The organism is Flavobacterium cutihirudinis, assembly GCF_003385895.1.
GTDB lineage: Bacteria > Bacteroidota > Bacteroidia > Flavobacteriales > Flavobacteriaceae > Flavobacterium > Flavobacterium cutihirudinis.
In genome coordinates this window covers 299023-322665 of the sequence record NZ_QRDQ01000009.1, presented here as the reverse complement: position 1 = coordinate 322665, position 23643 = coordinate 299023, and the positions used below count along the sequence as shown (strand labels likewise).

Below are 23643 nucleotides of genomic sequence, written 5' to 3'. Positions count from 1 at the left end.
ATAAATTTAATATTACGTAACATCCTTTTTCTGAATGACATTCAATTCCTTATTAAATGAATTTCTATATTTTTTGATATATTCAGAAGGTTTCATTCCAAACAATTTTATGAATTGTTGACGGAAATAACGTTGATCTTCAATACCAACCTGCGGTCCAACCTGCGCGATATTAATGTTCTCCGTAAGCATAATTACTGCGGCTCTTCGGATTCTGATGGATCTGATGAAAACATTTACGGTTTGCCCCGAAATTGCTTTAATCTTTTTATACAGACTTGAATGGCTCATACCCATTTCTGCTGAGAAACTCTTTAGGTTAAATTCGCTATTTTCGAGATTGGCTTCAACGATTTCAATACATTTATCAAGAAACTCTTTGTATTCAGCGGGAACTTTATTTACATTTTCACGAAGTGTAATGCTGTCTAAGAAATACTTGCGTAATTGCCCTCTGTTTCGAAGAACCGAATCTACTCGTGCAAGAAGTATTTCACTGTCAAAAGGTTTGGTAACATAATCATCGGCGCCTTCTGTAATACTTTGCAAGTGAATATCGTTGCTGGTTGTAGCGGTAAGAAGTATTACCGGAACATGGCTTAAATCATCGTTTTGTTTTATTTTTTTGCATAAATCCAAACCGTTCATGCCTTCCATAGAAATATCACTCAGAACAATATCAGGCATGTGTTTTTCTACCAATTTTAATCCTTCAAGGCCATTGGCTGCAGAATAAACAATGTAGTTTTTAGAAAAAAGCTGCACGAGATAATGATTCATTTCAGGATTATCTTCAACAACCAACAATACTTTTTTAGTACTGATTATTTCCTCCTGAAGATTTTCCGGTTGTGATGGCTCGATACTTTTTTCGTATATATTTTGAGAAGCAGCAGGCATTCCTTCAAGAAGTTCCCCTACGATTGGAGACATATGCGGATGATTTTCGTTTATATTCATTTCCGCAAAATGGCTATTTCCTTTTGGAAGTGTGATAATAAACGAAGTACCTTCTCCAACTTTGCTTTTGCATTTTATTTCGCCATGATGTTTATTTACAAAATATTTGGCAATATAAAGTCCTATTCCAAAACCATTGCTGCTTTTAGACTGAATTTGCTTGAACTTTTCGAAAATAGTATCGATGTCATCTTCATGAATTCCGCTTCCGGTATCTGATATAATTATCGAAACATCACCAATATTCTCCACTATTTCAATAGTTATCGATCCTTTATTAGGGGTGAATTTGAAAGCATTTGAGATTAAATTGAATAGCGTAATTTCAATTTTTTCATAATCTCCATAAATTTCGGTTGGTGTGTTTTCTTCAATAAATTGATAATTTAAGCTTTTAACGGCTGCCATTTGCGTAAAGCTTTCATAGATTTCACGACAAAGTTGGTTTAGATTTATCTTCGAAATTTTGAGTTCATCGAGATCCGTTTCTGCTTTTCTAAAAAGTAATAATTGATCAGTAAGGCTCAATAATCGTTTGGCATTTTTATAAGCGAGATTTAGATCAAGATCATCTTCGGGGCGGTTTTTTCTTTCAATGGCACTCTTTAGCGGATTTATAATTAATGACAAAGGAGTACGTAATTCATGCGCCATATAAGTAAACATCGAAAACTGTTTTTCGGCGTGTTCCTTGTCTTTTTTATGCTCCATTCGGGCAAGTTTTATTTCATAACGAAGTCTTTCCTTATTTTTATGATAATCTACATAGGCGTAAATCGCACCAATTAAACCGATTAGATAAATGGTGTAAGCCCACCATGTTCTATACCAGGGCGGAAGAATTTTCACTGTTGCCAGCGTTACTTCATTGGTCCAATTTCCAAAAACGTCGGTAGTTTTTACTTTAAAGACATACGTTCCTTCGGTTAGTCTCGAATAATTTGCTCTGTTGTTTTTTGAAGTGTAATTCCAGTTTTTATCCCAACCTTCAAGAAAATATGCGGTATTGATTTTTTCAGAATTGACATAATCCAGATACACAAAATCAAAACTTAAGGCCGACTTATCATAAGGAAGTTCAGCAGCACTTATCATTTCGAGTTTCTTTTCTGTAACATATGGGCTGTCTAACGGTAGAGATTGATTGTTTACCAGTAAATCATTTAATAAAAATTTACCGGTATTTTCTTTGTCTTTTATATTGTCAGGATGAAAAACATTGAAGCCGTTTATACCTCCAAAAATAAATTCACCTGTAGAAAGTTTTGTTCCCGCATTCCAACTAAATTGATTGCCTTGTAGTCCATCTGCAACTCCAAAATTTCTAAAAGTATTATTCTTAGGATTAAATCTGGAGATTCCGTGATACGTACTCATCCATAAATTGCCATTTTTGTCTTCCAAAAGACGAAGTACTGTATTGCTGGAAAGGCCATTTTGGGTGGTATATTTTTTATCAGTTCCTGTTTTTCTATTAAATAAAAGTAATCCGCCTTCAACAGTGCCAATCCAAAGATTTTTATTTTGATCTTCGGTTATGCATCTTATAGTATAATCAGAATGATAGTTTTTCACTTTTTTTGTTTTAGAATCTATTTCAAAAAAAGAATTGAAAGTCCCGCCCCAGATATTACCATCTTTGGTTTCGTAAAGACAAGTTACGTCGCGCAAAGTGTTGCTATAGCAGATAAATTTATTTTGTTTTCTATCAAATTGATATAATGCACCTGCATTTGTTATAGCAAGCCACAACGTATTTCTTGAATCTAAAAAGAGCAACCACGATTCCTGTTCTGCTTTTTTTGTGAATTGATTATAAATCGAAAAATTTTGAATTGCTTTTGATTTTGGATCAATTCGGCAAACGCCACCTTTCCACATCGCCACCCAGATAGAATTGTCAGAATCTCTGACGATACTGGTAACAAAATTGCTTTGAAGTTTTCGACCAAAACCAGATGTCGTAGAATAAACATCGTAGGTGTTTTGTTTCCTGTTCCAATATCGCATTCCCGCGCCATCTGTACCTATCCAGATATTTTTCTTTTCATCTTCACAAAAAGAAAGCATGAAGTTTGCGGCAGGATCTTCATCTTCTTTATTCGTCTGAGGATCTTTGCTTTTAAAATGATTAAAATAAAGCGGTTTTTTACCCATCATACTAACACCGCCACGCAAAGTTCCGAACCACATTTCTCCGTTTTTACTTTCGAAAATATCGTACAGCGATTTACTGTTAAGCAACGGAAAAGGGCCGCTTGCGCGATAGGCGACAGGAGCAGACTGACCTTTTGAAATAGTGTAAAGTCCAGCGCCATCAGTAGCAATCCACAGTCTGTTTTCTTGCTGAAAAAAATCACGAACTACCGTTTTTTCCTGAAAGTAATTTTTAGAATAGGTATTTTGGTTTTCGTTATACAAATAAGCTCCTTCATCTGAACCAATCCAAAGTCCTTCATTTGTTAGTTTTATGCAATTCGCGCCTGTAATAGTATTGTTGAGAAGTGTGAGTTTTTTGGATTTAATGTCGAATTGACAAAGACCGGAGCCCGTTACAAAGACATAAAATATTTTTTTCTTTGCATGATACGCTATCGATCGAGCGATATAATTTAATTTTCCATTAAAAGGTATTGCGGTTCCAATTTTCTCGCCTTCCTTGTAAAGTACGATCGCCTCTTTGGTAGCAACAAGAATGATATTTTGAGAATGAACAGCAATTATTTCGTAAGCGGTAACTTTTAAAGGTTTGATGTTTTTCTTCGTATCATAATATTTTAGTGGACTAAAAGCAGATCGTTCGGCATTAAAAACAACAGGACCTGCAGTTGTTCCTATCCACAAATTATTTTTATAATCGCCTTCAATGCAGCTTATGGCGTTTCCCTGAATAGAATTAGGATCAGTATGAATATTGCGGTAGATTTTAAAATCATTTCCGTCATATCTGTTGAGTCCGTCAAAAGTTCCAAACCACATATAGCCATTTTGATCCTGATATATTGATGCAACCGAATTATTAGAAAGCCCTGATGCAATATCAAGATGTCTAATTGGGTAATTCTGTCCAAATATATTTATAGAAAGAAGACTAATAACAAGAAAGGTCTTTAGCTTATTCATAGATTTTTTTTTAAAAAGCGTGCTACTCTTTGATATACGAAAAATACAAGGAATGTGATCTGAAAGCCGGATCATTTTTTTATATGAATATAATTGAAATCTGCATACTTTGCGAAATTAATTTATTTATTATATAATGTGTGAAAATAACATTTGTTTTTTAGACTAATTAGCTTGTCGTGTGTTTTGTGTTTTTTCTTGTTAAAGAATGAGGTTTTTGGATTGTTTCAATTAGATATTTTGAAAATATGGCGATTAAAAATTGCTACTTGACTGATTGTTAAATATATTTTTATAATGGGTTATAATTTGTTTTGTCATTTTTTTTATGCTAAAAAAATGAAGAATATGTTTTTATTAAGTGCTGTACGGGCGATTTTACGAAATTGTCCCCTTTTATAAATGAATTTTTCCCTGTCTTAAAATCGTGTTGTACCCTTAATTTGCAATGTGAGTTGATGAGCTATAACGTTTGAAAAATAATATTTTGTTTTTTGTTCAAAAACGAAGTCAATGAAAACAAACTAACTAATTATCGTAACCAAAAACCAATTTAAACATGACCAAAATTCCAATTACAATTTACCAGAGGAAAACCTTTCTTAATTCTAAAAGAAATTGAGTAAGGTCATTTAAGAAGCAGATTATAATTTGAAGAAATGATTTCTATAAGAAACCATTTAAAAAATACAGGCTTTGTTTCTTTTAAAATTATTTCCCTTCATTTTATAATCAACACTAATTATCAAAACTAACTTAAACAAAACCAATTAAAAAAAGTATGAAAAGAATTAAAACCAAATTTTTACTTTTATTACTCTTGCTTCCTTTTTGTGTTTTCGCTCAGAACACAATTAGCGGTGTAGTCTTAGAAAAGTCTACTAAGCAGCCCATACCGGGAGTAAACATAAAAGTAGCTGGGGCAAACATCAGTACTTCGACTGACTTTGACGGGAAATTTCAATTATCCGGTGTAAAGGCAGATAGTAAAATCACGTTTTCTTTTACTGGTTATGTCAATCAAACTATTACAGTTGGCGGACAAAAAAACATAAGTGTATCTCTTGAAGAAGATACAAATCAGTTAAAAGAAGTTGTCGTTCAGGTAGGTTACGGAAGCGTTAAAAAGAAAGACGCTACAGGATCTGTTACCGCTCTTACTACAAAAGACTTTAATAAAGGAAATAATATTACAACAGAAAACCTTTTAAACGGTAGAGTTGCAGGTTTAACAGTAAATTCAACCGGAGCTCCGGGTTCTAGTTCACAAATTAGAATTCGTGGGGGAAGTTCGCTTTTTGCAAGTAATGATCCACTTATTGTTATTGACGGATTGCCTCTTGATAATGCTACAAATACAGGATCTTCTTCCTTTTTAGCATCACTGAATCCGGCAACTGTAGAATCGATTACGGTTTTAAAAGATGCATCAGCTTCTGCAATTTACGGTTCTCGTGCTTCAAATGGTGTAATTATTATTACGACTAAAAAAGGAAGCAAAACATTATCTGTAGATTATAATGTACAATACGCTGCGGGAACTTTGACTAAAACAGTTGATGTTTTTAGTGCAGATGAATTTAGAAGTGTTATTGCAGATAGAAGAAGCGATGATTTAAGTAAACTTGGAACTGCAAATACAGATTGGCAAAGAGCAATTTACAGAAATACAGGAACAGTTGATCAAAGTTTGGCTGTTAGAGGAAATTTATTCAATGTAATTCCAACAAGTTTAACTTTAGGAAATACGGATCAGCAAGGTTTGCGATTAACAAATGAATTCAAAAGAAATACAGTTGGTTTGGTAATGAATCCTGCCTTTCTTGATAATCATTTAAAATTAAGACTTTCTGCCAATTATACAGACGAAAAAAACAGATTTACTGATGCTGTTGAAGGAGCTGCTATTGGTTTTGACCCAACTCAACCTATAAAAGTAGAAGGCGCGCCTTACGGAGGATATTTTGAATATACTACCGGTATCGATGCAAATGGAAATTATCCATTAGTTTCGACGGCTGCCAGAAATCCTGTTTCGCAGTTATTGAATACAAATGATAGAGGAACGAATGATAGAATTTTTGGAAATTTCGAAATCGATTATAAATTCCATTTTCTTCCTGCTTTAAGAGCCGTTATTAATGTTGGTTACGATGAATCGAACGGAGACAGAAGAAGATTGGTTGGTGCAGATGCAGGTTCTGCTCCATCAAACAATAACATTCCGTATGGTACAAATGAATATACAGAAGCGACCAGAAAGAATAAATTATTAGACACTTATTTGGTGTATAACAAAACTTTCAATTCATTGAATTTTGAAGCAACTGGTGGTTATTCATATCAAAAATTTCAAAGTTCAAGATTTGAAACGGGTAATATTCTAAATCCTGATTTGCCATCAACATTTCCTGAAACTACTTTAGATACAGATGTTGTTTTAATCGGATTTTTTGCCAGAACAAATTTAAATTTCAGAGATAAATACTTATTGACGCTATCTTACAGAAGAGATGGATCTTCGAGATTTGAAGAAGCTAATCGTTGGGGTAATTTCCCTTCAGCAGCTTTCGCCTGGAAAATTAAAGAAGATTTCTTTAAAGAAAGTACAACATTCTCTGACTTAAAATTAAGATTAAGTTATGGTATTACAGGACAACAAGATATTCCTGAACCAAACGGATACTTGCAAAAATACCAAGTTGGTGGTGGAAATTCGGAGTATTATTTTGGCGCAAGCCCGGTTCCGGTTGCACTTCCTTCAAAAAGAACAAACGATTTGAAATGGGAAGAAACTACTTCATACAACGCAGGTCTTGATTTCGGATTTTTTGAGAATCGCTTAACTGCAGGACTTGATGTTTACTACAAAGAATCGAAAGATTTATTGGTAAATGCTGCGATTTCTGACGGTAGTAATTTCTCCAACCGCGTGTATCAAAACGTTGGAAGTTTTACCACAAAAGGTGTTGAGTTTACTGTTAATGCAAATGCCATTAAAACAGAAAACTTTAACTGGAACATGAACTTTAATATGTCAAAATTTGAAAGAAGAATCAAAAATCTGGTAAACGGAACGGATATCTTTTTAGGTGATAATATTGCAGGAACAGGAACTCCGGGACAAATTTTCAGAGAAGGATTCACACCATATTCTTTCTATGTTTACAAGCAATTATACAACAACGAAGGAAAACCAATTGAAGGTGCTTTTGCAGATTTAAATGGTGATAATATCAAAAACGATTCGGATAAATACATTTACAATAACCCGGATCCGGATTTTACTTTAGGATTTGCCTCTAATATGAATTACAAAAAGTTCGACTTTTCATTCAATTTAAGAGCAAGTATCGGGAATCGAATTTTTAATGCCGTAGATGCTTCAAGAGCACAATACGATGCAATGGAAAACGGAGGAGTTTTAAGTAATATTCCTTCTCAGGTACTAGAAACTAATTTTCAAACCACGTCAAATGTTGTATTATCAGATCTTTATATTGAGAATGCTTCTTTCTTAAAATTAGACAATATTACATTAGGATATACTTTGAACAACTGGGTAAACAGTAAAGCTTCATTAAGAATATCAACTGGAATGCAAAACGTTTTTGTACTTACAAAATACACTGGTTTAGACCCGGAAATAACAAATAACGGTGTGGATAAAACCATTTATCCGAGACAGCGATCTATCTTGTTTGGTCTTAATCTTAAATTTTAATCACCATGAAAAAATATATTTTAATAGCAATAGTAGCCTTGACTGCCACTTTTCAGTCTTGTACTGATGATTTAAATGTAGTCTCTAAAGATGACGATGTTCTTTCGTCTGATGTATTATTTTCTACAAAGGAAGGATACAAAAATGCGTTTGCAGGAGTTTACGGAAATCTAACGTTGACAGGAGTTCTTGGTCCAGATAACTCTTCGCTCGAAGGTGTGGATGCCGGAACAAGTCAGTTTACAAGATGTTTATTGTATTTACAGGAGTTAACTACAGACGAATTGGTTTGGAGTTATGAAAATGACGGAGGAACTGCAGAATTACAGCGTAATATATGGACACCAGCAAATCCTGTTATTTTAGGAATGTTCAGTAGAACAATGGTTTCTGTGGCTTACGCCAATGAGTTCTTGCGCCAAAGTACACCTGAAATGTTAAGTTCAAGAGGTCTTAACGATCCTGCTTTTTTAACTGAAATTGAATTGGATCGAAAAGAAGTTCGTGTTTTAAGAGCGTATGCTTATTATAACATGATGGATTTGTTTGGAAAAGCGCCAATGTATACGGAGAATGACCCAATAAATTTTACAGGACCTGAAGTTGACAGAAAGCAATTATTCGAATTTATCGAAAGTGAACTAAAAGCCGTTTTACCAGATTTAAAAGCAGCCAGAACAAATGAATACGGAAGACTGGATCAATCTATGGCACGTATGATTTTGGCTAAAATGTATTTGAATGCTCAGGTATATATTCAAGCAGATCGTTATAATGATTGTATTACAATGTGTAATGAAATTATTGCCGGCGGTTATACTTTAAAACCAAAATATCTGGACAATTTTAAAGCAGATAACAATACTTCTGAAGAAATCATTTTCGGAATCCAATCTGACGGTGCGGTTTCTCAAAACTGGGGAGCAACAACGGTTTTAACAAACGGACAAATCGGAGCGTGGGAAAACAATGGTGCCGATTTTGGAATTGGCGGTTGGACTGGAGCACTTAGAATTAGAAAAGAATTTGCTCAGAAATTTGATGGTACAAAATTCAGCCAGGATACTAGAAATACAATTGGAAAAGGTGTTCAGGGTGATCCGTCAAAACAAAGAACTATTGATATTGCAGACATCGGTGTAAAAACACAAGGTTATATTTTGTCTAAATTTTCTAATAAAACGTCTGCTGGCGTAAACGGAATTAGTTCAACTTTTGCTGATACTGATTTTCCATTATTCAGGTTAGCCGATGTGTATTTAATGTATGCCGAAGCCACTTTAAGAGGCGGAAACGGAACAACTACTCAGGCATTAAATTATGTAAATGCTTTAAGACAAAGAGCTAATTCTAATTCGACTGTCGGAAATATTACTTTAAGTGAATTAACGCTTGATTTCTTAATTGATGAAAGAGCACGTGAATTACACTGGGAAGCACACAGAAGACAAGATTTAATCCGTTTTGGAAAATATACGGGAGGATCTTACAACTGGGCTTGGAAAGGTAATTCATCAAAAGGAATTTCTATTCCTGCTTATATGAGCGTTTTCCCTATTCCGGAAGGATCATTGGGAGCAAATAGAAATCTAACTCAAAACACGGGTTACTAAAACTTTTTTTAAACTTAAACGATATACAAAATGAAACTTATATATAAATTATTTATAGCAGTGGTTGTACTTACAGGGCTTTGGTCTTGTGAAAACGAAGAGAATTTAATGATTTTAGAACCGCAAGAAGCTGCTTTTGCAATCATTACGCCTGATAATGGTTCTTCTACTATTCTTAATAAAGAAACACCAAACAATACTGCCCTAACTTTTACTTGGGAAAAAGTAAGTTATGGCGCTCCAACAATTGTTACTTATACTGTGCAGTTTGCAGCAAGTAACACAGAATTTGCTGCACCGGTAGACATTACAACTTCAACTTCTACACACGCTTCTATTACAGTAGCCGAACTTAATACAAGAGCACTCGCACTTGGACTTATTCCGGGTGAAGAAGGTACAATTGATGTTAGAATTAAATCTACGGTTGGAACAACACTTTCAGAACCAAAACTTTCTACACCAATTACAATTGCATTGACTCCTTACAGAGGTGTATTCCCTAAAGTTGATTTGTATTTAGTAGGTCCTGGAACTGCTGCAGGTTGGGACGTAAATAACAACAACATGCCAATTTACAGAGATCCGAAAGAAAATGCAAAACAATATTATACAGGATATTTCAAAGCAGATGGTTTTAAATTAATTGAGCAACTTGGTTTCTGGGCTCCAATGTACGGAGCAAATGGAGCTAGTGTACAATACAGAGCAACAGAAGGTGATGCAGATCCGGGTGTTTTCCCAACGCCAACTGCTGGTTACTATAGTTTTGAAATTAATCTTGAAGAATTGACATACAAAATCACGCCTTACACAGGACCAATGACAACGTATGCTACAATTACGATGACTGGATCTGTATTAACGGGCGATGACACGGGATGGAGTACAGATGTTCCGTTGGTTCAATCAACATTTGATGCTCATATTTGGAAAGTTACCCAAACTCTTAAAGCCGGAAAAATGAAATTCAGAGCAAACAATAGCTGGGATGTAAGCTGGGGTGATAATGGCGGAGATATTCTTGTTGAAGCTGGAAAATATGAAATCTGGTTCAATGATTTAGATGGACGTTATATGTTTATTCCAACTCCATAAACTGAATTTAAAAAGATAGAAGCCTCGATGGTTCTAATTTGAGGCTTCTTCTTTACATAACAAGAACTTGTTTTTTAGTTCAAAATTTCAATTCTTATAATTCATCTCATGAAAAAATATATAAAAATTCTTGGGTTACTTGCTATAACGGCAATTCAGTTTTCGTGCTCAAGTAATGATAATGCAGACACAGAAGTTGTTAATCCGCCAGATGCAAGCGATACTTTTATCAGAGCATCAGATGTTTCTTTTCTTCCTCAAATGGAAGCTTTGGGAACTAAATTTTATAGCAATGGCAAAGCCGAAGGAATGCTTACAACCTTAAGAAATGCGGGTGTTAATACAGTCCGAATTCGTTTATGGAAAGATCCTGTAAACGGTCGTTCCGGTTTTAGTGAAGTAAAACAATTAGCGCAAAAAGCTAGACAAGCAGGTTTAAGAGTTTGGCTTACTGTTCATTATTCTGATGATTGGGCCGATCCGGGAATGCAAACAACTCCTAAAGAATGGGAAAAATTGTCTTTTGCCGATTTAAAAACGGAAGTTACTAATTATACCACTTCGATAATTACAGAAATTAATCCGGATATTATTCAAATTGGAAATGAAATCAATAGCGGTTTATTATGGCCACAAGGAAATCTAATTAGCAACGAACAACAATGTATCGCTTTGCTATCTGCTGCAAGTACTGCGATTCGTAGTAAAGCGCCAAACACAAAAATAATGATTCATTATGCAGGTGTTAATGGCGGCGGCACAGATTGGTTTTTCAATAAAATGAAAAGTATTGATTACGATTATATCGGATTGTCTTATTATCCTGTTTGGCATGGAAAAGATTTAACGGAAGTAAAAAATACTATTGACGCTTTAGGAAAGAAATTCAGTAAAAAAGTTTTGATTGCAGAAACAGCTTATCCTTTTACTTTATTACATAACGATCAAACAAATAATATCGTAGGAACAAGTGATCAGTTGGTTCCGGGTTATCCTGCAACTCCAACAGGACAAAGAACTTTTGTAACAGATATTAAAAACATAGTAAAAACCTCAGAATTTGGGCAAGGATTTGCGTATTGGGGTGGTGAATGGGTTGCTTTCAAAGGAACACAATCGACAACCGGTTCTACATTCGAAAATCAGGCTTTGTATAGTTTTGATAACAATGCTTTATCAGTAATGCAAGCTTTCAGTAAAGACTAAAACATGAAAAAATCTCTTAAAATTGCTTCCATTTTGATGCTAACTGCCGTTTTTTTTACTTCATGTAAATCAAAAATGATCAGTGAAAAAAACTCATTTTCAAAAGGAGCAGATATAGGTTGGTTGCCTCAAATGGAAGCAACTGGCTATAAATTTTATGATGCAGACGGTTCTCAAAAAGACTGTCTGCAATTATTAAAAGACCGCGGAATTAATACAATCAGATTACGTGTTTGGGTAAATCCAAATGATGATAAAGCCAGCGGGCACTGCAGCCCGGAAGAAACGGTTGTGATGGCGGTTCGCGCACAAAAAATGGGAATGCGTATTATGATCGATTTTCATTACAGCGATTCGTGGGCAGATCCCGGCAAACAAAATAAGCCTGCTGCATGGGCAAAACATTCTTTCCCTGAATTGTTGACCGATGTGTATCAGCATACATATGATGTTTTGAAAATGCTGAAAAAAGCAGGAGTAACTCCGGAATGGGTTCAGGTTGGAAATGAAATTCCAGGTGGTATGCTTTGGCCGGAAGGCAGCACAGACAATTTCAGTCAGTTGGCACGATTGCTTAATAAAGGCTATGAAGCTACAAAAGCTGTCGATCCAAAAATGAAAGTAATTGTTCATTTGGATGAAGGAAATAAAAGTGAAAAATTCAGATGGTTTTTTGATAAAGCAACTGAGAACAAGGTAAAATATGACGTAATTGGATTGTCCTATTATCCGTATTGGATTAAAACCGATTATCAAAGCACCATTTTAGATTTAGAAAATAATCTAAAAGATATGGCTTCGCGCTACAATAAAGAAGTTATGGTTGTTGAAGTTGGAGGAGATTTCGAACAAGTACAAAACACCAAAGAAATGCTTGAAGCCACTATAAAAGCGGTACAAAGCGTGCCTAATAATAAAGGTTTAGGCGTTATTTATTGGGAACCACAAGGCGAAAAAAGCTGGAGCGGTTATCAGCTAAATGCTTGGCTTTCTGACGGAAAACCATCACCGGCATTGGATGCCTTCAAAAATTAAATACTAAATTTTACCATTAAGCCATTAAGTTAATTAAGTCAAGCTTAATTAACTTGATTTTTAATGCCAAAAACAAACACCAAGCTTAATTAACTTAATGCCTTAATGGTGAAAAAATAAAACGAAAATGAAATTAATTTTTAAGTCCGTATTATTCTTATTCCTATTCTTTTTTTCGTCTGGAAAAATGATGGCACAATCGAATACTGTTGTTTTAAAAGAGAACTGGCGTTTTTCTAAAGAAGTAAAAGGAGATGCTTTTTCTGTGGATTATAATACTTCAAAATGGGAAAAAGTTAGTGTGCCACACGATTGGGCGATTTATGGACCTTTTGATAAAGAATGGGACAAACAGGTTTCGGCAATTGAACAAAACGGAGAAAAAGTTGCTACTGAAAAAACGGGTCGTACGGGATCACTTCCGCATATTGGAACAGGCTGGTATCGTAATACATTTTCTATTCCGGGATTCAAAAAAGGAAAAAAAGCACTTCTTATTTGTGAGGGTGCAATGAGCGAACCTCAAGTTTATTTGAATGGAAAAAAGATAGGGGAATGGGGTTACGGATATAGTTATTTTTCTATCGATATTACCAATGAGCTTAAAGCGGGTTCAGAAAATCTATTGGCAGTAAAACTGACTAATTTGCCATTTTCTTCAAGATGGTATCCCGGAGCAGGTCTTTATAGAAAAGTGAGTATTGTTATTAAAGAAGACGAAAGTTTTGCACAATGGGGCACTTTTATTACAACTCCGGAAATGAAAGCAGACAATGCTGTTGTAGACATTAAAGCTGAGGTTCTTGGCAGTAATTTATCAATGGTAACGGAGATAAAAGATGCTAATAATAAAGTTGTGGCAACGCAAAAGGCTACAGATATGAAAGATGGAAAATTCCATCAGACAATTGAAGTCGCCAAACCTAATTTATGGAGCCCTGAAACCCCTTATTTATATACGGCTGTAACCAAATTGTATTCCGTTGACGGAACTTTAAAAGACGAACAAAACATAAAATTTGGTATCCGATTTATTAAATACGAGCCTAATAAAGGATTTAGCCTTAATGGTAAAATAACGAAATTTAAAGGCGTTTGTCTTCATCATGATTTAGGGCCTCTTGGTGCGGCGATCAACAAAGCGGCACTTCGCAGACAGTTGACAATTCTAAAAGATTTGGGATGTAACGCGATTAGAAGTTCTCATAATATGCCTTCTTTTGAACAACTTGAACTGGCTGACGAAATGGGATTTATGTTTTTGGCTGAAAGTTTTGACGAATGGGCAAAGCCAAAAGTAGAAAACGGATATCATCGCTTTTTTGAACAATATGCAGAAAAAGATATTGTAAATTTAGTAAGAGCCACAAGAAATCACCCTTGTATTGTAATGTGGAGTTCAGGTAATGAGGTTCCGGATCAATGGGGAGCTGAAGGGGTAAAACGTGCCAGATGGCTGCAGGATATTTTTCACCGTGAAGATCCTACAAGACCCGTGACTGTTGGTATGGATCAGGTAAAAGCAACTATGGAATCTGGCTTTGGAGCTTTGCTCGATATTCCGGGATTAAATTATAGAGTTCACCTTTACGAAGAAGCGTATAAAACATTTCCACAAGGATTTATATTAGGTTCAGAAACGGCTTCAACAGTGAGTTCAAGAGGAATTTATAAGTTTCCTGTTGTACAGGCAAAGAATAAAGAATACAATGATTTTCAAAGTTCTTCTTATGATCTTGAAGCTTGTAGTTGGTCAAATGTTCCGGATGAAGATTTTGTGCTTCAGGATGACAAACCTTGGGTTATTGGCGAATTTGTCTGGACAGGTTTTGACTATTTAGGAGAACCAACACCTTATGATGAAAAATGGCCATCAAGAAGTTCTTATTTCGGAATTTCCGATTTAGCTGGACTTCCTAAAGATCGCTTTTATCTTTACAGAAGCAGATGGAATACGAAGGATAAAACACTTCATATTCTCCCACATTGGAACTGGAAAGGAAGAGAAGGCGAAATTACTCCTGTTTTCGTTTACACGAATTACGATAGCGCCGAACTTTTTGTAAATGGAAAAAGCATGGGCGTTCAGAAAAAGAATAATTCAAGTCCGCAAAATCGTTACCGTTTAATGTGGAATGATGTGAAATACGAACCAGGAACTGTAAAAGTAGTTGCATTTGATTCTGATGGAAAAATAGCGGCTGAAAGCGAGATTAAAACTGCCGGAGAAGCTTATAAAATCGTTCTGGAAGCAGATCGCGAAACGATCAAAGCAGATGGAGAGGATATTTCTTTTGTAACGGTTTCGGTAGTAGATAAAAACGGAATTCCATGTCCTACAGCAGTAAATGAATTACAATTTAAAGTAACCGGTGCTGCAACTTACAGAGCTGCATGTAACGGAGATGCTACGTCATTGGAGATATTTCACGACAATAAAATGAAGCTTTTCAGTGGTAAGCTTGTGGTTTTGGTTAAAGCAATCAAAACTCCGGGAGCAATTCAATTGGAAGTAACTGGAAAAGGACTTCAGAAAGGTAAAATAAATCTGAAGTCAGAACTTTAAAGATTTATTACAGATTATTTAAGTTAGTTTTTGATTACAAATCGGTAGGAGTACCGTAAACCGCACTTTATAAAGGTGCGGTTTTTTTGTTCTTATTTTTTGATTGTAAAAAACGTTTATTTCGGTTTTTTTTTAGTTTCCTTTATTTTCAAGCTCAACTTTAAATTTACCATAATAGGGATTGTCTGCCATTTGCGAATGTCCAATTACGAGAACATAATTTCCTTTTTGTTTGAGTGGAATAGTTAAATCCATTCCAAACGGACCATCTGAGGATTTATCGGGAAATATAATTTGGTTAAAACGGATGTTTCCTTTTCCTGTAGTTGGAACAATATTCCCTTTTAATTTGCCTAAATCTTCGATTTTAAATTTCACATATATTCTTGGATGTAAAGAATCTAAAGAACCTTCAGCGATGAAAAGGTCTTTTTTATTCTTAGAATTCATGAAAATAGTGTCTCCAATTTGTTTGTTCTCTTCTTCAGGAGTTTCAGATATTTGCTTGTTTTCGTCTTTAAATTTCTCTTTTTGAATAGTATCCGAAGACTCAACAATAACATTCTTATTTTCTTTTTGCTGACAGGAAAAAATGAAAATCGATAAGAAGGATAGTATAAAATATTTCATGATTGTATGTTTTAGTTAAACATTTCAAATTTAGTTTTTTTTGAGCTCGCCTTGTTACATAATATATTTCGGATTTTGTATAATCAGCTATTAGTGATTATAAAGAAGATTAATTAGTTTACCATAATTGCCTTTTTTATTTTGATTTTTGTATGACTATAACTATTTGAAAAACTGTTCTCAAATTACAGAAAGCAAGTTATAGAAAACCTAATTAAGATGTTGCAAATTAGAATTTGCAACCTGTTTTAAAAAAATGGTTTTTCTATAAATTGTAATTTGCTGTGTCAAAGAAAGATGATAATCGGCCCTACTGAATCCTTAATAAAGATTATATTCTCTTGACAATGAAGTGAAATTACATACTCGACTTTAATTAGGAAAAGTGATGAGAAAATTTAAGATGGCGATTACGATATTGCTTTTTATTGTTTGCAAATCAGTAGTTTATGGGCAACTTGATGCACCTTATACTATGGGTTTCATTCCTGCATCTATTACAGAAGGTGATATCGCTTTTCCAATTTATGATAAATGGCATTTAAGCGGTCAGGTCGATTTTCAATTGGTTACCCAAGGAGCTTACAATACTGTCAATCCGTTTGAATATACGCAGCGTGTTGTGGTACGTCCCTGGATTGTGTATTCAGGTTTAAAGAATATGAAATTGTGGCTTGGATATGCACACAATCAGAAATATGCTGTAGAAGAAATGGGCAATTATGAAACACTCGAAAACAGACTAATTGTTATGGGAACTTATACGCAGGAAATGCCTAAAGGCTCACTTTTTGAACAGGTTCGTTTTGAAACCAAATTTTTTGACGACAGAACGGGGCAGCAACAGGTAATTCCCCGAATAAGAGCAAGATTTGGAGTGAACCATTATCTACGTCAAACGAAAGAAAAACCAATATTTCTGGCGCCAAATATTGGTTATTATACAGAATTGATGCTCAAGTTTGCCAATAAAGATTATGCCGAAGAACGTTTTGATATTTTCAGATTATCAGTTTATTATACGGCTGGGATTACTCCCAATATTCATTTCTTAGCCGGTGTAATTGGTCAGATGCAACTGCGTACAAACGGAACTCAATTTGATGTTTACTATGGACCAATGGTTTCGGTCAAATACAGTATCCGACCTAAGGAAAGGGAAACCTTTGATAGTGTTGATGGCGGTGCGGATTGATGTTTCATAAATTCTTTTAGGCCTAGTTTCTGGTTTTGTGAAACGGTTCTTTGTTAATTCACATTGTCGTTTTTCTTCACAGAATAAATTATCTTTAACAGAAAATTAATCTGTGCGCTAGTTTCAACTATGTATACTGCCACAGAATGTTAGCAGGAATATTCATCAACTTAAATTATAGGATTATGAAAAAACTATTTCTCTTAATTACATTTTTTGCCTTTTCTTTTGCATATTCACAAGATTGGAAATTATTATTTGAATTACCAGATGCTGGTAGTTATTACTATAAATCGAATACAAATGAAACTGCTTGGATAAAAGTAGTTTCTGATAAAATCAAATACTACTCAAGCAAAACATCAAGAGAACAGAAAAGCGTAGATGGTTATAGTGTTTCTCTATGGAAATTTGATTGCAGGTCAAAAAAAATGGGAATAATTAAATCGACAACTTACAATAAGGATGGAAAAGTCCTGGAAAGTTTTAGTCAAAATGAACTTCTTGTAGAAATGGACTATGTAAACCCCGATTCAATTGGAGAAGGATTACTAATAACTTTTTGTGGAACATGACATTGGATGAAAAAGTAATTTCAAAATAGAATATAACTAATGAAGTAAAAACAAAAGAGACGATCTGCAGATCGTCTCTTTTTTGTTTTTTTATTACTTCTCAATAATCACCAAATCGTCTAAAACGAAATCGGATTCTTTATCATTAATTTTCTCAATTCCAAACCATGAATTTCCATTTTCGGAAGCAATGAAACTGAAAGAAAGCGTTTTTGTCGTTGTTGCTTCATCTATAACAATTGACAGATTGTTTTTTATTCCGTCTCCGTTAACCAAAGCATAATCAGCACCAGATGATTGATATTTAAAAGTCACTGTATACGTTTTACCCGGTTTGAAACGAACAGTTTGCGGAATTGTTTGAAACAATAAACCAACTTCCTCGCTGTGCGCTTTTACAGACCAATTTCCATTTAGTACATCATCAATTAATTTACCATTCCAGCCTTTTTGAGTATAAGGTGCATGTATTTCTGATAAATGGATTCTTGGATCGTTTACACCTCCCGCAGGCCCTTTAATAAATGGATATATACCATCTGGAATATTTTCGAAATTTTCAGTAAAAAAGATATCCAATGGTTTTGATTCCTGTTTAATTGGCACTACACGAATATCGTCAAATACAACTGTTTCAGTACCTGCATCGGCATGTAAAAATAGTTTTGCAGTAGTCTGACCTTGTGGTACTTTAAAATAAACATACATACGTTGTAAGTTCGTATCGTGTTTCGAATCGGCAGCAATGTAATTTTTCCATAAAGAATTAGTCGCGTAAGTACTAACTTCTTGTCCACCAAAGTCTTTTATTCCCAAATAAGCTCTTCTGTTACCAGAAGTAGCAACATATACAGAAGCATAATAAGTTCCAGCCGATAATCCAGAAAGTGTTTGACTTACTGTTGCTGCTCCTGTTCCGTTCATTTCAAGTTCATATTGACCAATTTTATTTCGAACTACAGAAAATCCAGAACCTTCAACAGTCCAGTTTTTCAAATTACCGCTATTGAAACCAGGATCTTTTATAAAAGTTCCTTCTCCCCAAACCATTGCTGGTTGAGATGCAGTTTTGGTTTTGTACAAAACGTAGGGAATATTTGGTTCTGCATTAAGTTCAATTTGACCATTTTTTACTTCCAATTCTTGTACAAATTCTCTTCCTTGATCAGAAAGTTTATATAGTACAATCGTTTTTAATTTTTTCCAGCTTTCAGGCAATTCCCAAGTTGTTGTTCCGCCTGATGCATTCCAATGATACAGTTTTTCTTCCGTCAACGGATTCCATGGCAAAAGATAAGTGTCACCATTTAAAACTGTTCTACCATCTTTAGTAATAATTCTTTTATCCGAAACCATTTTTACGGTTACATTTTTGTCCAAAGTAATACCGCTTTCTTCCCAGTTTAGAATAGGGAAATGTTGTAGGTATTTTGTTGGAAGATCTGTAGCGAAGGTCATTTTAATACAATCGTCGAAATTATTTCTACCTTGCCATCCTTCAAAATCTTTCATTTCTGCTCCGCCAAGTAATGGGTGTCTTCCAATCCAGGTATCTTTTTGATGATTGCGAATAAATCGAACAATTTGACTATTAAATCCTTTAATATCTTTTCCGCCATAATCGTAATCAACTGCCCAGTGGTTCCAAACAGCGTCATATTCGTGATCATTAGGAAATTCAGTAGTTAGCATTAAGCCCAATGAATGAATTTCACGTCCCAGTTTTTTACTATCCCAACTACCTTTGTCATACCAAACATCACAATAAATGAATCCAAGAGAAGGGACTTGATCCTTTAGCGATTTAAGTCTTAGCATTCTGTTGTTCGAAGTACCATCATAACGTTTGTTGATATAATAGGAAGGATCTAGCCAATCCCATCCTTTTTTTGTTTTGTTAACCAAAGAGTCATCAAAGGCCGTAGCTTCAGGATAAGATTCGGTACCATTAATGTGTACGCCCATCAAAGCATTATATTTAATCGCTTGTTTGCAAAGCATTTCCATGTCTTTGGCGCCACCTTGTCTTTTTCCAATATCACCATAATCGGGATGTTTAGAATCATGTCCTTCAGATCCGTATCCTTTTAGAATAACATATTGGCCCAAACCATCTGTGTTTAGGAAAATTCTTTTGGTTTCGTCTAAAGTCTTTGTAAACGGATTGGTTGCCTGACTCGCAAAGTTCATTGGAATACGCTGTACGACCAAATTAGGGATTTTTTCGCTGCCTAAAGGATTGTTCATGATGCTTCTAAAAGCAATAGCGCCATCTTGCCAGTCTACTTTTTTGTCATTGTTTATATCATTGGTAATGACAACTTTAACAACCGGAAGCGGATCAGGAGTTTTCATGCCCTTTGCACGATAAATCCAAGAGCCATTCCAAATTGCAATTCTGCTATAATCCTCTTTTTTAGTAGTTTGCTTTAAAACCCTGTCATCGTCATTTTTTTCCCCAGTCGAATTGCTCCAGATGCTTGCCGCAAGTTGGTCATTGTTTAAGATCCCATAAAGATAGCCTTTTGCAATACTGTCTTTTTTTACTGTTGCTGTAAGCGGTTCAAATACATCGCCGCTGCCTTTAACGTTTGTAAACATTTTTGCCCCAGCGAAAGATGCTCCTTTTTGAGTACTTCTTACCGAAAGCAAGTTGTGGTTAGGTATTTCGAAAGTGCTTACCTTAAAATCTCCTTTTTCTGCAATTTGGGTCACATTAAATTCAACAATATTGTCAACAACTTTGATCTGAATTTTTACCGTGACTTTGATTTCCGGAATGTCTAATGTGTAATGAGCCTCATTTTTTATCAACGAAAACGTAGTTTCAGGAGTATAAAGCTTCCCATTAATTTTTACTTGTGATATTTTATCTTCCTGACCGTAAAAAACACTTTCGTTTGCAGTCCAATTGTATTGGATTATCCTCGGAAAAGAAGAATCTACAGAGATGCTAAGTGTTTTTGATTTTATGGTCTGAATGCCGTCTTTATCGATAAAAAGGTGGTTGCTTTTTGCAATACAAGATTGTATCGGAAGTATTTGCAAAAGAAGTAAGAAAAGAGCACTAATGCGTAATGATTTCATTTTTTTGGTGAATTAATTTTTCTCGATTATGTTGGTAGTTTAATGTGTTGTGATAATGTGTGTTACGTTTATTCTTTGATTGAAAAAACGTCTTTTTTCTAGCTTTGGAATTACGAAACTAGGGTATTCCTTTTAATAAAACAAGCAAATTGAATAAAAATGTGTTCGAGCACACTTTTCAAGCCAACTGCATTTTATTAATTTAAGAATATTTTCATAAGAAAACTTTAGTCAATTTTGAATTTGTTTTTTAAGAGGTATAGGTGCTAAAAATCAGAGTTTTATAAGCGTTTTATTTTTTATTCTGTTTTAATTTTAAATGAGCTAAGAATTTCAAAATTTTTTGTTTGTTTTTTCTGATATTTTACTTCGTAAAAAGAAATTAAGGAGAATTTAGGTTAATTTATTGTCATTTAGATATTTAAGCTTAATAGTTATTTCCCTAATCCATTTAATTAGTAAGTGATAAATTACATTTTATGTGTTCGAGCACATTTTTTCGTGATATTTCTTTTTTAATTAAAACTTAATATATACTTTTGGCGGTACATGATGGTAATTTTTATTGAATTTTAAATTTTTAGCTACTATTGTTGAATAATAATCGGCGTTATAGGTTTTGATTGCTGAAAATTTAAATTTAATAGATTGTAGAATTGTCGCTTTTTAAGCTAAAAATAGCACAATCATCATGTAAGATTTAGAAGTTTAAAATGATTGTCTTTCCCCCTTAATTTCAATCTAAAAATTCTGTTTTTAATTACGTTTTATTTATTTTTCTAAAAGTAGTTACTCAGTGAGTAGAATGTCCTCAAAATTGATTTCATTAGATGAACCTGTTATTTTATCAAAAATTGCAGAGGGAAATGAATTCCTATATACTCAACTTGTAGAAAAACATTGGCAGAAAGTATTACAGCATGCCCTTAGTTATGTAAAATCGTATCCAATTGCCGAAGAATTAACGCAAGATGTTTTTATTCAGATTTGGGATAAACGCGAAAAATTGGCAGACGTAAATAGTTTTGACAATTACCTTTTCATCGTGAGCCGAAATTTGATCATTAGTCATATTCGAAAAAAACTAATCGAAACAGATTCGTTAAAAGGAGAAAAATTACAAGAATTGTTCTTTAAACCAGACGACCAATATGAATTCAAAGAATTGGTCGAAATAATAAACGAAGGTGCTGCACTTTTGCAGGAACCAAGACGTTCTGTTTTTTTATTAAGCAGAATGGAAGGCCGCGATACCGACTACATCAGTAATGAATTGGGCATAGCATCCAGAACAGTGCGCTGGCATTTGTTACAATCACTAAACTTTCTTAGAAATCACTTACACCAACAGTATAATGTCGATTTATTACTGTTGATTTTGAGTTGTTTACTATTTTTTTAAAAAAAAATCATTTTTTCATTGCCACTTTAGCAACCTATTCGCGTCTTTATATTTGAAGGCTTGATTAGGTCGTACAAAAACCCCTTGTGCTTATGTATCAAAAAGAAGAATTTAAATTACTTATGGAACAGTATGTTTCGGGAGAGATTTCGCCCGAAGGCAAAGCAAAATTACTTGCAATGCTGGATGATCCGGAATATTCCGGAACGTTCGACGCTATTCTACGAGAAAATTACGATTCAGTTGAAGTTCACGCCTCGAGTCCGGAAGCGACTAAGAATTTTATAACAAACCTGAAGAAAAGAATGGATTTTCCTTCTGAGTCTGAAGATTCAGAATCTCCCGTTATAAACTTTTTTAATTGGAGAAAATTGATGGTTGCAGCCAGTGTTGTATTTGTTGTAGGATTTGGAACTTATTTTCTTTCTCAAGAAGAGAATAAAGCTCCAAAGGTATTGGCAGCAAAAAAAACAGATGATAAAGATGCCGGTAAAACGGGAGCGATACTTACGCTTTCTAATGGTTCTAAAATAGTTTTAGACAGTGTTGGAAACGGATTGTTGGCCAATCAAAGCAATACCACAGTTTCTAAAAAGAACGGAGGTTTGGTTTATGATGCAAATAACGGTGCGGAAGTGGTTTATAATACAATGACTACTCCAAGAGCGCGCCAGTATCATCTGGAATTGTCAGACGGAACCAAAGTGTGGCTGAATGCTTCTTCTTCTATTACTTTTCCAACTTCTTTTGCTGCGAACGAAAGAAAAGTTGCGATAACAGGAGAAGTTTATTTTGAAGTTGCGAAGGATAAAACCAAACCTTTTAAGGTTATGGTAAACGATATGACGGTAAATGTATTGGGAACTCATTTTAATATAAACGCATACGAAGATGAAGCGACTGTAAACACAACACTTTTAGAAGGAAGTGTTATGATTACGGAGAAAAGTAAAAAAATACTTTTAAAACCCGGGCAACAGGCTGAAAAGCAAAAGTCTGGAGCTATTGCTGTTAATGATGACGTAAACTTAGATGAAGTAATGGGCTGGAAAAACGGTCTGTTTTATTTTGAAAATGCAAATCTTCAAATGGTTTTGCGTCAATTGAGCCGTTGGTATGATGTAGATGTTGTCTATGAAAAGGGAGTGCCATCGAGAGCTTTTGAAGGAGAAATTCAAAGAGATTTGAAATTATCTCAAGTATTAAGAATTTTAGAAAAGAACAAAGTTCATTTTAAAATTGAAGGAAAGATTTTAAGGGTAATGCCCGAATAAAATATAGGAATAAAATATAGGAATAAAATATAAAGGAGAAATCCTTTTAAAATAATATTTATTATCCATAAAAAAAGCCAGCAAATGTTGGTAGCATCCGCTGGCTTGTTCCGTAAAAATTAAGGAACAGTTATGGAGAAATAAATAAACAAACC

13 protein-coding genes are annotated in these 23643 nt (G+C 34.4%); 10 read left to right on the top strand and 3 right to left on the bottom strand.

What is annotated here, in order from left to right:
• Positions 1-12 precede the first annotated feature (12 nt).
• Positions 13-4083 carry a hybrid sensor histidine kinase/response regulator transcription factor gene (locus BD847_RS12245; protein ID WP_115888556.1) on the bottom strand — a complete coding sequence of 1357 codons (4071 nt, stop codon included), beginning with the start codon at positions 4081-4083 and terminating at the stop codon, positions 13-15.
• A gap of 781 nt (positions 4084-4864) precedes the next feature.
• Here BD847_RS12245 and BD847_RS12240 point away from each other — a divergent pair.
• The 6 genes from BD847_RS12240 to BD847_RS12215 all read left to right on the top strand — a co-directional run bounded on the left by BD847_RS12240 (position 4865) and on the right by BD847_RS12215 (position 15325).
• The gene (locus BD847_RS12240) at positions 4865-7807 is read left to right on the top strand and encodes a SusC/RagA family TonB-linked outer membrane protein (protein ID WP_115888555.1); all 2943 of its coding nucleotides are present in this window, start codon (positions 4865-4867) and stop codon (positions 7805-7807) included.
• Between the two features lie 5 nt (positions 7808-7812).
• Positions 7813-9420 (top strand): RagB/SusD family nutrient uptake outer membrane protein, encoded by a 1608-nt coding sequence (locus BD847_RS12235; RefSeq protein WP_115888554.1) that lies wholly within the window; start codon positions 7813-7815, stop codon positions 9418-9420.
• Between the two features lie 30 nt (positions 9421-9450).
• Positions 9451-10518 (top strand): SusE domain-containing protein, encoded by a 1068-nt coding sequence (locus tag BD847_RS12230; protein ID WP_115888553.1) that lies wholly within the window; start codon positions 9451-9453, stop codon positions 10516-10518.
• Between the two features lie 108 nt (positions 10519-10626).
• The gene (locus tag BD847_RS12225; protein WP_244201597.1) at positions 10627-11724 is read left to right on the top strand and encodes a glycoside hydrolase family 53 protein; all 1098 of its coding nucleotides are present in this window, start codon (positions 10627-10629) and stop codon (positions 11722-11724) included.
• A 3-nt stretch (positions 11725-11727) separates the two neighbouring features.
• On the top strand, positions 11728-12759 hold the full coding sequence (locus BD847_RS12220; protein WP_244201596.1) for a glycoside hydrolase family 53 protein: 1032 nt from the start codon (positions 11728-11730) through the stop codon (positions 12757-12759).
• Positions 12760-12886: 127 nt separating this feature from the next.
• Entirely contained in the window at positions 12887-15325 is a 2439-nt protein-coding gene (locus tag BD847_RS12215) for a DUF4982 domain-containing protein (protein ID WP_115888551.1), read from the top strand.
• A gap of 132 nt (positions 15326-15457) precedes the next feature.
• Here the strand turns inward: BD847_RS12215 and BD847_RS12210 are convergent, their stop codons facing one another.
• Entirely contained in the window at positions 15458-15955 is a 498-nt protein-coding gene (locus tag BD847_RS12210) for a hypothetical protein (protein WP_115888550.1), read from the bottom strand.
• A 388-nt stretch (positions 15956-16343) separates the two neighbouring features.
• Between BD847_RS12210 and BD847_RS12205 the strand changes: the two genes are divergently transcribed.
• Positions 16344-17150: a DUF2490 domain-containing protein gene (locus BD847_RS12205; RefSeq protein ID WP_115888549.1), complete on the top strand. Its 807-nt coding sequence runs from the start codon at positions 16344-16346 to the stop codon at positions 17148-17150.
• Positions 17151-17335: 185 nt separating this feature from the next.
• Positions 17336-17725, top strand: coding sequence for a surface-adhesin E family protein (locus tag BD847_RS12200; protein WP_115888548.1), 390 nt, complete (start codon positions 17336-17338; stop codon positions 17723-17725).
• 93 nt (positions 17726-17818) lie between these two features.
• On the opposite strand, the gene BD847_RS12195 is transcribed toward BD847_RS12200, so the two are convergent.
• Positions 17819-20812: an endo-alpha-N-acetylgalactosaminidase family protein gene (locus BD847_RS12195; RefSeq protein ID WP_115888547.1), complete on the bottom strand. Its 2994-nt coding sequence runs from the start codon at positions 20810-20812 to the stop codon at positions 17819-17821.
• An 805-nt stretch (positions 20813-21617) separates the two neighbouring features.
• On the opposite strand from BD847_RS12195, the gene BD847_RS12190 reads away from it, so the two are divergent.
• Entirely contained in the window at positions 21618-22214 is a 597-nt protein-coding gene (locus BD847_RS12190; RefSeq protein ID WP_115888546.1) for an RNA polymerase sigma factor, read from the top strand.
• 92 nt (positions 22215-22306) lie between these two features.
• Positions 22307-23488 carry a FecR family protein gene (locus tag BD847_RS12185; RefSeq protein WP_115888545.1) on the top strand — a complete coding sequence of 394 codons (1182 nt, stop codon included), beginning with the start codon at positions 22307-22309 and terminating at the stop codon, positions 23486-23488.
• Positions 23489-23643: the final 155 nt, after the last annotated feature.